The sequence below is a fragment of the Isoalcanivorax pacificus W11-5 genome (genome assembly GCF_000299335.2).
Classification (GTDB): domain Bacteria; phylum Pseudomonadota; class Gammaproteobacteria; order Pseudomonadales; family Alcanivoracaceae; genus Isoalcanivorax; species Isoalcanivorax pacificus.
Map to the genome: position 1 here is coordinate 852,925 of NZ_CP004387.1, position 14,685 is coordinate 867,609.

10 protein-coding genes are annotated in these 14,685 nt (G+C 62.9%); 3 read left to right on the plus strand and 7 right to left on the minus strand.

Annotated elements, in window-relative coordinates; translation table 11 throughout:
- Nucleotides 1-2: 2 nt before the first annotated feature.
- The 5 genes from S7S_RS04055 to S7S_RS04075 all read right to left on the minus strand — a co-directional run bounded on the left by S7S_RS04055 (nt 3) and on the right by S7S_RS04075 (nt 8,004).
- On the minus strand, nt 3-776 hold the full coding sequence (locus tag S7S_RS04055) for a hypothetical protein (protein WP_144401586.1): 774 nt from the start codon (nt 774-776) through the stop codon (nt 3-5).
- A 79-nt stretch (nt 777-855) separates the two neighbouring features.
- Nucleotides 856-2,148 carry a DUF2254 domain-containing protein gene (locus S7S_RS04060; RefSeq protein WP_008738059.1) on the minus strand — a complete coding sequence of 431 codons (1,293 nt, stop codon included), beginning with the start codon at nt 2,146-2,148 and terminating at the stop codon, nt 856-858.
- Between the two features lie 56 nt (nt 2,149-2,204).
- A complete protein-coding gene (locus S7S_RS04065; protein WP_008738057.1) occupies nt 2,205-3,614 on the minus strand; it encodes an efflux transporter outer membrane subunit in 1,410 nt (469 codons plus the stop codon).
- Nucleotides 3,607-6,771 (minus strand): efflux RND transporter permease subunit, encoded by a 3,165-nt coding sequence (locus tag S7S_RS04070; RefSeq protein WP_008738055.1) that lies wholly within the window; start codon nt 6,769-6,771, stop codon nt 3,607-3,609. The genes S7S_RS04065 and S7S_RS04070 overlap by 8 nt, the downstream gene beginning before the upstream one ends.
- 93 nt (nt 6,772-6,864) lie before the next feature.
- On the minus strand, nt 6,865-8,004 hold the full coding sequence (locus S7S_RS04075; protein ID WP_008738053.1) for an efflux RND transporter periplasmic adaptor subunit: 1,140 nt from the start codon (nt 8,002-8,004) through the stop codon (nt 6,865-6,867).
- Nucleotides 8,005-8,613: 609 nt separating this feature from the next.
- Between S7S_RS04075 and S7S_RS04080 the strand changes: the two genes are divergently transcribed.
- A complete protein-coding gene (locus S7S_RS04080; RefSeq protein ID WP_008738051.1) occupies nt 8,614-9,573 on the plus strand; it encodes an AraC family transcriptional regulator in 960 nt (319 codons plus the stop codon).
- 56 nt (nt 9,574-9,629) lie between these two features.
- On the opposite strand, the gene S7S_RS04085 is transcribed toward S7S_RS04080, so the two are convergent.
- A complete protein-coding gene (locus S7S_RS04085) occupies nt 9,630-10,046 on the minus strand; it encodes an NINE protein (RefSeq protein WP_008738050.1) in 417 nt (138 codons plus the stop codon).
- Between the two features lie 176 nt (nt 10,047-10,222).
- On the opposite strand from S7S_RS04085, the gene S7S_RS04090 reads away from it, so the two are divergent.
- Nucleotides 10,223-12,325: a TonB-dependent receptor gene (locus tag S7S_RS04090; RefSeq protein WP_008738048.1), complete on the plus strand. Its 2,103-nt coding sequence runs from the start codon at nt 10,223-10,225 to the stop codon at nt 12,323-12,325.
- Nucleotides 12,326-12,331: 6 nt separating this feature from the next.
- Nucleotides 12,332-13,411 carry a PepSY-associated TM helix domain-containing protein gene (locus S7S_RS04095; RefSeq protein WP_008738046.1) on the plus strand — a complete coding sequence of 360 codons (1,080 nt, stop codon included), beginning with the start codon at nt 12,332-12,334 and terminating at the stop codon, nt 13,409-13,411.
- On the opposite strand, the gene purT is transcribed toward S7S_RS04095, so the two are convergent.
- Entirely contained in the window at nt 13,412-14,599 is a 1,188-nt protein-coding gene (gene purT, locus S7S_RS04100; protein WP_008738032.1) for a formate-dependent phosphoribosylglycinamide formyltransferase, read from the minus strand.
- Nucleotides 14,600-14,685 lie beyond the last annotated feature (86 nt).

Sequence of the window (14,685 nt, forward strand, 5' to 3'; positions counted from 1 at the left end):
GCTTACAGTACCCCGTCGAGAGCTGCTTCAACATGTTCTGCGGTGATCAGCTTACTGAAGGCATCGCTCAGGGCGTCCAGGTCAGCCTCGGTAGGTACGCGGGTGACGACATCGAATATCGGAGTGTCGCGCAGATCGCGCACCGGGTAGTCGTCTTTGAAAGAGACGTTGAAAGACGCCGGAACACGCAGCCTGCGTCCGTGTGCGAGGGAGCCATCTTTGCCGTTGATAATCCATATCTCCGAGAAAATACCGGCGTAGGACCAGATGACGCCGCCGTTGCGACCGCCTGCATACAGGGCGGCACCAAAGGGCTCCATCGGGGTGCCGGTATACGCGCGGTGCGGGGTCAACAGAATCAGTGCATCCATTGGATGCTGTGCAAGCAGTGATTGCACCAGCGGTGCCAGTTTCCTGAATTCGTTGTCCCGTTCATTGCCCATCAGCGCGCTGCGAAGCGGGACAGGTTCGGCCAGGGCGTCGAGCCAAGGTTGCAGGTCGTAATCCGGTACGGTCACATTAAAACGGCTCTGCCCGTGGGCGCGGACCAGCGTGACCAATTGATCCTGAATATTGCCATGCAGATCAATGGCAGTGGCGTCGATCTGATCGCGACGATTCCCGAATGCCGTCACACCGAGATAGGCGATATTGATGTCCTTGCCGAGCAGGGAGACGACACCGACATTGAAGACGCTGTCGCGGTGGATCGGGGTACCGGTAGTGGTGCAGGCGCTGAGAAGAGTAAAAACAAACAGGCAGGCAAACAAACGCATGGTCATATTCTCTTATTTTTCTGGGCAGGCGGGGATTCTGCTCAAAAGCCACGATGATGTCTTTAATGTCATTTCAATGTCATCCGGAAATCCAATCGGTGCCACCGAGGACGATTGAAGCGTGCTGCCTGATCCATTCCTGATCCAGTCTTTCCGGCACATCCCGTTCTGCGGCTTCCAGCACGCGCCGGGCGTAATGCTGCAACAGCGCCACCCGCTCTGCGGAACAGGCACGCAACCGCAATGCACCGAGCATGCCCAGCATATGCGCCAGCACCGCCGGGTTATTGGCGCCGCATTGGCGAATCTGGTCCAGCGCCAGCCCGAGCAGGCTTTCAAAATCCGGCCGTGTGCCGACCAGCCGCAGCTCGCCTTCCACATACCGCAGGGACGAGGGAAAGGGACGCGATACCAGTTCGCCCAGCAACGTATGCAGGCGATCCAGCACCATGATCGCGTTGGTGGTGTCGTTGACACCGGGCGACAGCGCCTTGAGTGCCACATCCACCAGTTGCCGGATGCCGAACGAGGCATCCTGTTGCAATGAACGTTGCGGGCCCTGGGAGAAAGCGTCGCGCAATCTCTCCAGGGTGTCGTCGTCCGGTGTGGACGTGTGCGCAAGCCACGCCAGGGCGTTGCCCTCGGGTACAAAGTCACCCACGCGATGCGGCACATAGACGACCCCGCCCAGGTCGGTGGCGAGGGTGGTCAGTGCGGTGAAATCGGCGTCGGTAATATAGCCGCTGCAGGGAGCGGTGATGGCGATGGCGTCGTCCGGGCAGGGCGGGATGGGGGCCGGTTCACGGGTGGGGTCGACGTCATCCGGATACAGCCGACGCAACACCGGCAGGGTCTCGGCTTCGATCGCGGCGAGAATGTTTTCCACCTGCAGGCTGGCGGCAATGTGGTGAATGAAATAGATCAGGTAGACGACCCCGGCAAACGCGGCCAGCAGGCCACCGAGGATGGTCAGCGTCGGCATGTTGGCGTCGTCCACGCCGAGGCCGCGCAGGGCCACCAGACAGTAGGTGTAAATACCGAGAAAAACGCCGAGTACGGTCTGGTTCACGCGGTCGCGCAGAAAACTGCGCAGCACGCGCGAGGAATATTGCGCACTGGCCTGTGAGAGCACCGCCAGTGTCAGCGAGAACACCAGCCCGGCGACCGTGATCATGCTGGAAGCGACCGCCTGCAGCATGTCGCGGGCGCCGGCGATACCGGCGCCGGACATCAGGCGCAGTTCGATGGGATAACGGGCATCGAGCGTCAGTAGCAGTTCGCACAGCAGGATCATGCCGAGCACGATGCCCAGGGGGACTACCCACAGGCTGGCACGCAGGCGGTCGAGGAGCAGGCGGGGGCGCAGGGTCACGGCAACGTCCTTGTCAGTCTGTGTCCCTGCTGTTGTACCACAAGCCCGTGCGGGCTTCAGCGTGAAGCGGTCTCCGGAGCCGGCAGCGGCGCGCCGGCCAGGGCGCGATACAGATTCACCATCGACACCGTGACCTCGGTCTGGCTCTGGATCAGCGCATCACGGGTGCTGATCAGTTCCTGTTCGGCGGAGAGCACTTCAAAGTAACCGATAAAGCCCTGGTCGTAGCGGGTGCGGGCCAGGCGCACGGCTTCGCTGGCGGCCGCCGTGGCATCGCGCAGGCGTTCGGTACGCTGCTGGCTGCGCTGATGACGCACGAGCAGGTTTTCGGTTTCTTCCAGCGCATTCAGAACGGTCTGCTGGTAACCGGCCAGTGCCGCACGGGACTCGGCATCGGCGGCGTCGATACGGGCCCGTACGCGGCCGGTATCCAGGAACGTCCAGTCCACGCCCAGTGCGATGCGACGTGACTCGGCCGGGCCGCTGAACAGATCGCTGCTGTCGCCGGCCACCGAGCCGATCAGGCCATCCAGGCTGAAACGCGGGAACAGGTCGGCGGTGACGACACCGATACGCGCGGTGGCGGCAGCCAGCCGTCGTTCGGCAGCGCGGATATCCGGGCGTCGGCGCAGCGCGTCGCCGGGGCTGCCCACCGGCACCGCAGGGAGGGCTTCCGGCAGTGGCGCGGGCACGCCCAGGCTGTCGCGCAGCGCCGCCGGTGGCTGGCCGGTGAGCACGGCAAGGCGGTGCAGTGTGATCTGCACGGCGCTGTCGATGGCCGGCAACGCCGCGCGGGTCGTTTCCAGTTGTGCCTGCGCACGCACCTGGTCAAAGGCGGTGCCACGGCCGGCGTCCACGCGGGAGCTGACGATATCCAGCAGGGCCTGTTGATTGGCCACGTTCTGTTCGGCGATCAGGTACTGCTGCTGCAGGCCGCGCAGTTCGAAATAACCGCTGGCAAGCTGGCCAACCAGCGCCACTTGCAGCGCCGCCAGATCTGCACCGGCGGCGTCCAGTTCCGCCACGCGCGATTCGGTGGCGCGGCGCAGCCGGCCGAACAGGTCCAGTTCCCAGCGCGCGGCGACGCCGGCCTGATACACCTCGACGCGCTCGGCGGACGAGGTGCGTTCCACCGCCGCGAGATGCTGTTCGGCGGCGCCGGCGCTGGCGGTGATCGACGGCCATTGTTCACGGCGGGCACCACGCAGCAATGCTTCGGCACCTTCATAGCGGGCCAGTGCGGCCTGCAGGTTATGGTTGGCGTTCAGTGTCTGCTGCACCAGTGCCGCCAATTGCGGATCGTCAAACCCCTGCCAGAAACGTTGTTCGCTTTGTGAATCAACGGCGGCCTGTTGTGGTGCGTTGGCAAAGGTCTCCGGGGCGCCGGTATCCGGCGCCTCGTAGTCGGGCCCCACGGCACAGCCGGCGATAGCCAGTGGCAGCAGGGCGAAGATGAATTTACGCATGATGCGGGTTCTCCTGCGAGGCATCGTTGGCATCGGCGCGGCGCAGCACCCATTTGCGCAGCGCCACGTAGAACACCGGTGTGAGGAACAGGCCGAACAGTGTCACGCCGATCATGCCGGCGAATACGGCGGTGCCCAGCGCCTGGCGCACTTCGGCGCCCGCGCCGCTGCTGATCACCAGCGGCACCACGGCCGCGGTGAAGGTGATCGAGGTCATGATGATCGGACGCAGGCGCAGGCGGCAGGCTTCCAGCGCGGCTTCCACCACGCCACGGCCCTGGTGTTCCAGTTCACGGGCGAATTCAACGATCAGAATGGCGTTCTTGCACGCCAGGCCGATCAGGACGACCAGGCCCACCTGTACGAAGATGTTGTTGTCACCGCCTGCAAACCAGACACCGATCAGTGCCGAGAGCATGCACATGGGAACGATCAGGATGACCGCCAGCGGCAGCACCCAGCTTTCGTACAGCGCGGCCAGTACCAGGAACACCAGCAGAATGGCGAGCGGGAACACCACCAGCGCGGCGCGGCCCTGGGTGGCCTGCTGATAGCTCAGGTCGGTCCACTCGAAGGCCATGCCGTTCGGCAGCGTGCTGGCGGCCAGTGCAGTGATGGCGTCCATGGTCTGTGCCGAAGACAGCATGCGCGGATCGGCTTCACCGGCGAGGTCAGCGGCGGGGTAGCCGTTGTAACGCAACACCGGGTCCGGCCCGAAGCTTTCGCTGATGCTGACCATCGCGCCGACCGGCACCATTTCGCCGCGATCATTGCGCGTGTACAGGCCGGCGATGTCCTCGACGCTGTCGCGGTGCGAGGCATCCGCCTGGGCGATGACCTGCCAGGTGCGGCCGAACAGGTTGAAGTCGTTGACGTAGGTCGAGCCGAGATAGGTCTGCAGGGTATCGAACAGTTCCGTCATCGGTACTCCCTGGGCTTTTGCCTTGAGACGGTCCACCGTGGCATCCAGCTGCGGCACGTTGGCCTGGTAGCTGCTGATCGGGAAGCCCATGCCCGGCGTGTTGGCGATGGCGCCCTGCATCGCGTTGACAGCATCCTGCAGAGCACCGTAGCCGAGATTGCCACGGTCCTCGATAAACAGCTGATAGCCGGAGCCGTTGCCCAGGCCGAGAATCGGCGGTGGCATGAAGGAAAATGCAAAGCCTTCCTTCAATTCGCTGATACGGCGATTGATTTCCGCATTGATCTCTTCGGCACTCATGCTGCGTTCATGGAACGGCTTCAGTGGCAGGAACACGACACCGGTGTTGGAGGTGTTGGTGAACTGCAGCGCGTTCAGGCCGGGGAAGGCGATGGTGTGTGCCACGCCATCGGTTTCCATGGCAATTTCACTGACCCGGCTGAGCAGTTCATCGGTGCGTTCCAGGGCGGCGCCTTCCGGCAGTTTCACGCCGGCCATCAGGTACAGCTTGTCCTGGATCGGAATAAAGCCGGGTGGCACCGCCTTGAACATCAGCCCGGTGCTGGTCAGCAGCACTGCATAAATGGCGAACACCATGCCGCGCCGTGCCAGTGATTTGCCAACGCCGCGCTGGTAGCTGGCGGAGCTGCGGTTGAAGAAACGGTTGAACGGACGGAACACCCAGCCGAACAGCGCATCGATGATACGTGTCAGCCGGTCTTTCGGTGCGTCATGCGGTTTCAGCAGCATCGCTGCCAGGGCCGGCGACAGGGTCAGCGAGTTGATGGTGGAGATCACCGTGGAGATGGCAATGGTCACCGCGAACTGGCGGTAGAACTGGCCGGTGACACCAGACAGGAAGGCCATCGGGATAAACACGGCACACAGCACCAGGCCAATGGCTACAATTGGCCCGGACACTTCTTTCATCGCCTGGTGCGCGGCAGCCACCGGGCTTAATCCTTCCTCGATGTTCCGTTCGACGTTTTCCACCACCACGATGGCGTCGTCCACCACGATCCCGATGGCCAGTACCAGCCCGAACAGTGTCAGGGTGTTGATCGAATAACCGAGCAGATACAGCACGGCGAAGGTGCCGACCACGGACACCGGCACCGCCAGCAGTGGAATGATGGACGCGCGCCAGGTCTGCAGGAACAGTGTGACCACGAGCACCACCAGCAGGATCGCTTCCAGCAGTGTCTTGATCACCGAGTTGATGGAGTCGCGGACGAAAATGGTGGTGTCGTACACGGCTTCGTATTCCACGCCCTCGGGGAAGCGGGTGGCAATCTCGTCCATGGCACTGATAACCGCGTCGCGGATTTCCAGCGCATTGGCATTGGGTGCCTGGAAGATACCGATGCCCACCGCCTGCTTGCCGTCGAGCTGAGAGCGCAGGGTGTAGTCACCGGCGCCGAGTTCCACCCGGGCCACATCGGCCAGCCTGACGATTTCGCCGTCGGCGCCGCGCTTGAGCACGATGTCCTCGAATTCCTCGGTGCTGCGCAGGCGGCCCTGGGCGTTGATCAGGGTCAGGAAATCACTGTTGGGAATCGGCTCGGCGCCGAGCTGGCCGGCAGACACCTGTATGTTCTGTTCGCGGACACTGCGCACCACGTCGCTGGCGGTCAGGCCGCGCGCGGCCACCTTGTCCGGATCGAGCCAGAGGCGCATGGCGTAGTCGCCACCACCGAATACCTGCGCGTCGCCCACGCCCTGGATACGGGCCAGCACATCTTTGACATGCAGGCGCGCGTAGTTGCGCAGGTACAGGGTGTCGTACTCGCCACCGGGCGACGTCAGGTGCACCACCATCAGGAAGGTGGGCGACTGTTTCTGTGTGGTGACGCCTTGCCGGCGCACGTCTTCCGGCAGCCGGGCCAGTGCCTGGCTGACACGGTTCTGCACGCGCACGGTAGCATCATCGGCGTCGGTGCCGGGGCGGAAGGTGACGGTCATTTGCAACACGCCATCGGAGCCGGCCACCGATTTCAGGTACATCATGTCCTCGACGCCGTTGATGGCTTCTTCCAGTGGCGTGGCCACGGTTTCGGCAATCACTTTCGGGTTGGCGCCGGGGTAGACGGTGCGCACGACGACGGAGGGTGGTACCACTTCCGGGTATTCACTGATTGGCAACAGCGGGATCGAGATCACCCCCACCGCAAAAATGATGATCGACAGCACGGCAGCAAAAATCGGCCTGTCGACGAAGAAACGGGAAAAGTTCATGGCAACACCTCAGCGGGGCGGCATGTGCATGCCGCCCGAATACAGTTCCTTGAATTGTTCTGGCCGGCGGCGGGGTGGCCGCCGGCATCGCGGTTACGGCGTGACCGCCAGCTGCCCCTCGTGCCCGGCACGCATGCTGACCCGCTGCGGGACCACTTCCATGCCGGGGTAGAACACTTTCTGCACCCCGTTGACGACCACCTGATCACCGGAGGACAGCCCTTCGCGGATTACCAGCAAGCCATCGACGCGCCGGCCGGCAATAACATTGCGGCGTTCTGCGCGGTTGTCCTGGTTCACCACATACACGTAGCGGCGATCCTGATCGGTGAGTACGGCTTTCTGGTCCACCAGTACGGCATGGCGGGCGCTTTCCAGCGGCATCTCAACCCGCACGAACTGGCCCGGTCGGAACACGCCGTCCGGGTTGGCCAGCACGGCACGGTATTGCAGCGTGCCGGTCTCGCTGTTGACACGGTTGTCGATGAAATCCAGTTCGCCGCGATACGGGAAGCCTTCATCACCGGGCAGGCCGATCCGTACCGGAATGTTGCCCGCGTCGGTGGCGGCATGTTCATTGGCGGTCTGCTGGGTGCTTTCGAAATAGACGTGTACCGGGTCTACGGACACCACGGTCGTCAGCAGGGTGCTGTCGGCACTGGCCAGGTTGCCGCGGGTGACTGCTGCGCGGCCGGCGCGGCCGCTGACCGGCGAGCGCACTTCGGTGTAATGCAGATCCAGTTGTGCCGACTCCAGGGCGGCGGCGGCCGCCTGTACGGTAGCCTGGGCGCTGGCCTGCGATGCACTGCGCTGGTCGAATTCCTCACGTGAAATGGCGCGGCTTTCCATCAGCTGCCGGGCACGTGCGGCCTCGGTCGTGGCCAGGGCCAACTGACTGCGAGCGTGTGCCAGATCGGCTTCGGCGGCGCGCAGGCGTGCCTGGTATGGGCGCTGGTCAATCACGAACAGCACTTGCCCCTGCTGCACCAGTTCGCCTTCTTCGAAGGCCACCTTGTCGATGTAGCCGCTGACCCGTGGACGCAGTGCCACGGTTTCCGGTGCAGCCACGCGGCCGGTGTAACGGTTCCAGAGTGTGACGTCTTCAGCCAGTACTTCGGCGACATCCACCTGCGGCGGCGGTGGCGCCGATTCGGCGGCCTGGCCACGCGCATCACAGCCGGCCAGGAAAGCCACGGCCAGCATCAGCACGGTAATGGTTATGCCCAACATCATTGTTCCGTCCCTTCGAGTGACTGCATTCATGACGTGTTCGCTTCCTGTTCTTGCAGGTTTCCATGCGGTGACGCGGTGACGCGACCGCTTGCTGAAAAAAACAAAACAGCACCGTGGCGCTGTCGATGGCGAAGGTGTCTGTCGATACCCGGCCCAGTCGGTACAGATTACGCAGCGGCGCTGCCAGGGGGATATCCGGTTTATGCAGCGTCCTTGCCTGATTCTGTTTTTGTGCCGTCGAATAACGGCGCGGGCCATGATCCCGGCGCAGCCGTAAACCCGCACCGGCATGGCGGTGCGTCTGCGGCGAGCGAGATAGTGGCGTGTGCTATTGGTGACACAAAGCTGCGACAGAGTTTGTCAGGAGCCTGTTACGCAAGGGTTAAACTGCCAGCATGACGGACTGGACAGACTGTGGTGCCGGAGCGCACAGTCAGCCAGTGCCCGCCGCTCGGCGCGGCGCGGGCCGGCACCGGGGTGCATGCGCGCGCGGGGTAGCTTGCACGTTTCTGCACGGTCCTTGCCTGATCCTGCAGAAGTCGGTGGCCGGCCCTTATTCACCCCGGAGGGCTGCGTATACTGCCGGAACCTGTCGGTGGGAGGGTCAAGATGATGATCGACTACAGTGCCTGCAGCGAGCAGATCAATGCACCGTTGTGCCGCAAGCTGGCAGAGCAGGTCATGGAACACATCACTGAAGAAGGCGTGGTGAGCACGGCCATTCCTGGCCTGGAACTGCTGCGCGCGAACGGTGCAACGAGTTGTACTTCTACCGTCTATGAGCCGGCGCTATGCGTCATCGCCCAGGGGCAGAAGACGGTGCAGCTCGGTGACCGCGAAATTATCTATGGGCCGCTGAGCTATATGGTGTCCTCGGTGCATCTGCCGGTGGTGGGGCAGGTGTTGCAGGCATCGGAAGACGAACCCTACCTGGCAGTAAAGCTCACCATCGACCCGCAGGAAGTGGCTGACCTGATTCTGGAGTTGGGTGACGACATGCCGCTGCACGAGGACATCGCCTGCAGCGAAGTGGCCTGCGGCCTGTGCATTGCGCAGGTGGATTTCGGCATTCTGGAAGCCATGACACGCATGGTCAGCCTGCTCGGTTCACCCACGGATGCACGCATGCTGGCGCCGCTGGCGCGGCGCGAGATTATTTATCGCGCCCTGATGGGCGAGATGGGTGCGCGCATGCGCGACTTTGCTGCAGCGGACAGCCAGGCACACCGGGTGTCGCGCGTGATCGCGCTGCTCAAGGACCGTTTTGCCGAGCCGTTGCGGATTCGCGAACTGGCAGACAACGTTAACATGAGCGAGTCGACCCTGTTCCACACCTTCAAGCAGGTGACGCGCATGTCACCGCTGCAATTCCAGAAGAAACTGCGCCTGCACGAAGCACGCCGGCTGATGCTCACGGAGGGGCTGGAAGCCGCCACGGCCAGTTATCGTGTCGGCTATGAAAGCCCGTCACACTTCAGCCGCGAATACAGCCGCATGTTCGGCGCACCGCCGCGTGCGGATGTGATCAAGCTGCGCGGTGAACCGTCGCGTGTGGCGGCCCCCGCCTGACAGATGCTCCCATCGTGACGACAACAAGGGCCGGCGCGTTGCCGGCCCTTGTCGTATCAGCGTGTTGCCAGCACCCGGTTGCGCTCCGACACCTGCGTATTCAGTGTCCACAGGTCGTACAGATACCCCAGCCCGAGCAGACCGGCTGTGAACAGGTACAGGATGCCGGTGATCCACTTCCCCATGTACATGCGATGCACGCCGAACAGGCCGAGGAACGTCAACAGTATCCAGCTGAGGTTGTAGTCCACCTGGCCGGTGCGGAAGCGGTGGTCGGCCTGGCGGTCCATGGACGGGATCAGGAACAGGTCGATGATCCAGCCGATCAGGAACAGGCCGAAGGTGAAGAACCAGATGGTGCCGGTGATCGGTTTGCCATAGTAGAAACGGTGTGAGCCGGTGAAGCCGAAGATCCAGAGCAGGTAGCCGATGACCTTGCTGTGGGTGTCAGGGTGGACAGGCATATTCTGCATTACCGCAACTCCATGCACGGGCTGATGGCGCTGATGATAAACCAGCGTTCAGGCAGATAGTGGGGGCCGCCGGGCAGATGTCAACCGGCTATCTCTCTTGTTTGACAATGATTCTCAGTCGCCATATCGTGCCGCCTGATATCACTATGCCTATTGTCTGATCCGGGGGTTCCACCGTGCGTCATCCCGTTCTGTCCGGCCTGTGCCTGGCACCGCTTGTGCTGGCCCAGCCCATTCTTGCTGAAACCGTCAACAAGCTCGATGAAGTCTCGATCAGCGCCACCCGGGGTGGCAGCGTGGCGGGAAAAACGCCGCAGAAGATCACCGTCATCACCCGTGAAGAGCTCGAACAGCAACTGGCGGTGACCTCGGATACCTCCCAGGTCCTGAGCAACCTGATTCCCTCGTTCTCGCCCAGCCGCCAGAAGCTCACCAATTCCGGCGAGACGTTCCGGGGCCGCAACCCGCTGTTCATGATCGACGGGGTGCCCCAGTCCAACCCGCTGCGTGACGGTTCCCGCGATGGCTACACCATTGACCTGTCGATGGTGGAACGGATCGAGATCATTCACGGTGCCAGCGCCGAGCACGGCCTGGGCGCCACCGGCGGCATCATCAACTTCGTCACCCGGCGGCCGGAAGGCACGCAGATTCGCCAGCACCTGGGCATGCGCGCCAGCGCGCCCACCGACTATGACGAAGATGGCGTCGGCTACAAGCTGGACTACCGTGTGGAAGGCGTGCGTGGCAACTGGGATTTCCTGGCGGCGGCCACCTTTGAAGAACGCGGCATGTACTACGATGCCGACGGCCGCGCCATCGGCATTGACCCGACCCAGGGCGACACCATGGATTCCCGCAGCCACGACCTGTTTCTGAAAGTGGGTTACTGGCTGACGGAAAACCAGCAACTGCAATTCACCGTGAACCGCTTTGAGCTGGATGGCCATCACGATTATGTGTTGGTGTCTGGAAGCCGTGCCAACGGCGTGCCCGCCACGTCGGTGCCGGGGTCGCCGGAAGGGGATGCACCAAAGAATGATGTGGTCACCACCAACCTGACCTACCGGCACGACAACTGGCTGGGCAATCAGGTGCTGGCGCAGGTTTATACGCAGCGTTTTCGGGCGTTGTATGGGGGTTCTACTGCGGGTACCTTCCAGGACCCGAGCAATCCGGGCGTCGATGTCTTTGATCAATCGCAGAATGAATCCGACAAAGTCGGTGCAAAATTCACCGTCACCCGTGACGGCATGTTCAACAACCGGCTGAAAATCACCACCGGTCTGGACGTGCTCCAGGATGAAACCAGTCAGATGCTGACGCAGACCGGCCGGGAGTGGGTGCCGGAAACCCGGTTCGAAAATATTGCCCCGTTTGTGCAGGGTGAATACCGGGCTACCCAGCGTTTGTCGCTGCATTCGGGTGTGCGTTATGAATACGCCAAGCTCAAAGTGGATGATTTCACTACGCTGGCGTCTTACAACGGTGGCCAATTTGTTGAAGGTGGCGAGCCGAGCTTTGACGAAACCCTGTTCAACTTTGGCGTCGTTTATCAGGTCAACGATTGGGCGCAGTTGTTTGCCAACTATTCAGAAGGTTTCGGCATGCCGGATGTGGGCCGGGTGCTGCGCGGCATTGATGATCCGGGCCAGCGTGTGGATGACTTTCTCGACCTGCGGCCCATCGTGACGGACAACCAGGAAATCGGCTGGCGCTTCAACCACGGCGCCTGGGATGCGGAGATCAGTTACTTCCGGTCCGACTCTGATTTGGGAGCACGCCTTCAACCGGTTAACGGCGTTTTCGAAGTCAGCCGTGAAAGAACCGAGATCGAAGGTGTGGAAGTTGACACCAACTATCAGCTCACTGAGCGCCATCGTATCGGTGCGAGCTACGCACACGTCAACGGTAAATTTGACTCCGACGATGGCGGGCATACCGATACCCGGCTGGGCGCGCGTGACATTTCTCCCGACCGCCTGACGTTGCGCTGGCAAACCCGCTGGAACGACAGGATCGCCAGCCAGGTGACGGGCAACTACCTGTTCAGCCGCAACTATCCGGGCGACGGTGCCGATAACGATTTCAGCAGTTACACCCTGGTGGATGCCTCACTGATCTACACGCTGTCCGAAGGCAAACTCTCGTTCGGTATCGACAACCTGTTCAATGAAGACTATTTCACCTTCTTCGCCCAGAGCGCAGGTCTGCTGGATACGCAATACACCAAGGGCCTTGGCCGCACGCTCAGTGTCGGCTACAGCCTGGACTTCTGATCAGGCATGAAACCCACACTGCTCGCCCTGCATAAATATGCGGGGCTGGCACTGGCGGTGCTGCTGGGGGTGATCGGTGCCAGCGGCAGCCTGCTGGTGTTTCACGACACGCAGGATGAATGGCTGACCCCGGCGCTGCGCAGCACGCCGGGGTCTTTGCGTTCATTCGACGAGATCATTGCGGCGGCGCAGGCGGCGATGCCCGATGCCGTGCCCCGGCGGCTGGACGTCTCGCAGGGGGACGGCAGCCCGCATGTGGTGCGTTTCCCCGGCCCCGAGGGCGCACCCGGCCCGATCCAGGTCGCGGTGTCGCCATCCACCGCGCAGGTGCTGGCAGTGCGGCAGTGGGGCGCCTATCCCATGAGCTGGATTTACCGGTTGCACTACACGCTACTGTCGGGCAGCACCGGCAAATATGTGGTGGGCCTATGCGGCCTGTTCCTGCTGTTTTTCTGTTTGTCGGGCCTGTATCTCTGGTGGCCCCGCGCGGGCCGCTGGCGCAGGGCGTTCACGGTACGCCGCGATCTGGGGGTGTTCCGTTTCAATCACGATCTGCATCAGGTGGCTGGCGTGGTGTTGTTGCCGGTGATGCTGATCGTCGCCTTCTCTGGCACGGCACTGGTCTTTCCTGCCCAGGTAACGGCGCTGGTCAGGGCCGTGTTGCCGGTGGACGCGCCGCAGAACATATCGCTGTCGGCAACCGGCGAGTCGGTGTCGTTTGACGCAGCCATCGACGCGGCGCGACGTGTGTTCCCGGAAGCGACACTGACGCGGATCGATTTTCCCGACGGGCCCGGCAAGGGCTATCGCGTGGCCTTTCAGCAGGCGGGTGAAGGGCACGGCACCACGCGGGTCTGGGTCAGTGGTGCAGGGGAGGTGCTGGCAACACGCGATGCGCGGCAGGTGCCTGCCGGCAACCGTTTTCTCGACTGGCAATTCCCGCTGCACAATGGCGCGCAGTTCGGGCTGGCTGGCCGCTGGCTGGTGTTTGTCAGCGGCTGGGTGCTGGTGCTGTTGTGTGGCACCGGGGTGTATCTGTGGTGGCGCAAGCGGCGCCTGCAACAGCAGGCGCGCCGGCGCCGCTGATCACAGCGTGACGTCAATCGCGCCGGCCACGCGCAGTGCCTTGTCAATCGCGGCCTGGATGCTTTCGTCGCGCGCCAGGCCCACGCCCAGGCGGCGTTCGCCACGCACTTCCGGCTTGCCGAACAGCCGCAGGTCGGTGTCCGGCTCGGCCAGTGCGGCGGCCAGGTTGCCGTAGGTCATCTGGCCGGAATCGCCTTCCACCAGCAGTACCGCCGAGGCGCTCGGGCCGTACTGACGAATGGCGGGGATCGGCAGACCAAGAATCGCGCGGGCATGCAATTCGAATTCGGACAGGTTCTGGGAAATGAGCGTGACCATGCCGGTATCATGCGGCCGCGGCGAGACTTCACTGAAATACACGGCGTCGCCCTTCACGAACAGCTCCACGCCGAAAATGCCTTGGCCCCCGAGCGCTTCGGTCACGGCACCGGCAATCCGCTCGGCTTCCGCCAGGGCTTTATCGGACATCGGTTGCGGTTGCCAGGACTCACGGTAATCGCCTTTTTCCTGACGGTGACCAATCGGCGCGCAGTAGGACGTGCCGTCGCGATGGCGCACGGTCAGCAGCGTGATTTCATAATCGAAATCGACAAACCCCTCGACAATCACCCGGCCCTTGCCGGCACGGCCGCCGGACTGGGCATAGTCCCAAGCGTGCTGGATATCCGCATCGCTTTTCACCGTGCTCTGACCCTTGCCGGACGACGACATCACCGGCTTCACCACGCACGGCAGGCCGATGGCGGCAACGGCGTCGCGGTATTCCTGCTCGGTTTCGGCGAAACGGTACGGCGAGGTGGCCAGGCCCAGTTCTTCGGCCGCCAGACGACGGATGCCCTCGCGGTTCATGGTCAGTTTTGCGGCCCGCGCGGTGGGTACCACATGCAGCCCTTCCTGCTCCAGCTCCACCAGCGTGTCGGTGGCGATGGCCTCGATTTCAGGCACCACGAGGTGCGGTTTTTCCTGTGCGATGACAGCGCGCAGGGCGGCGCCATCCAGCATTGAAATGACGTGGCTGCGATGGGCGACCTGCATCGCCGGTGCATTGGCATAGCGGTCCACGGCAATCACTTCGCAGCCCAGCCGTTGCAGCGCGATGACCACTTCCTTGCCGAGCTCGCCGCTGCCGAGCAGCAACACGCGGGTCGCGGTGGGGGAGAGGGGCGTGCCAAGCGTGGGCTGGGTCATGGACGGTCTCGCTATGGTGGTTGCAATCAAAGCGCGCAGTTTACCCCATGCGGGCGGACCTGCCAGCGGCTACCATAGCCGCGTGG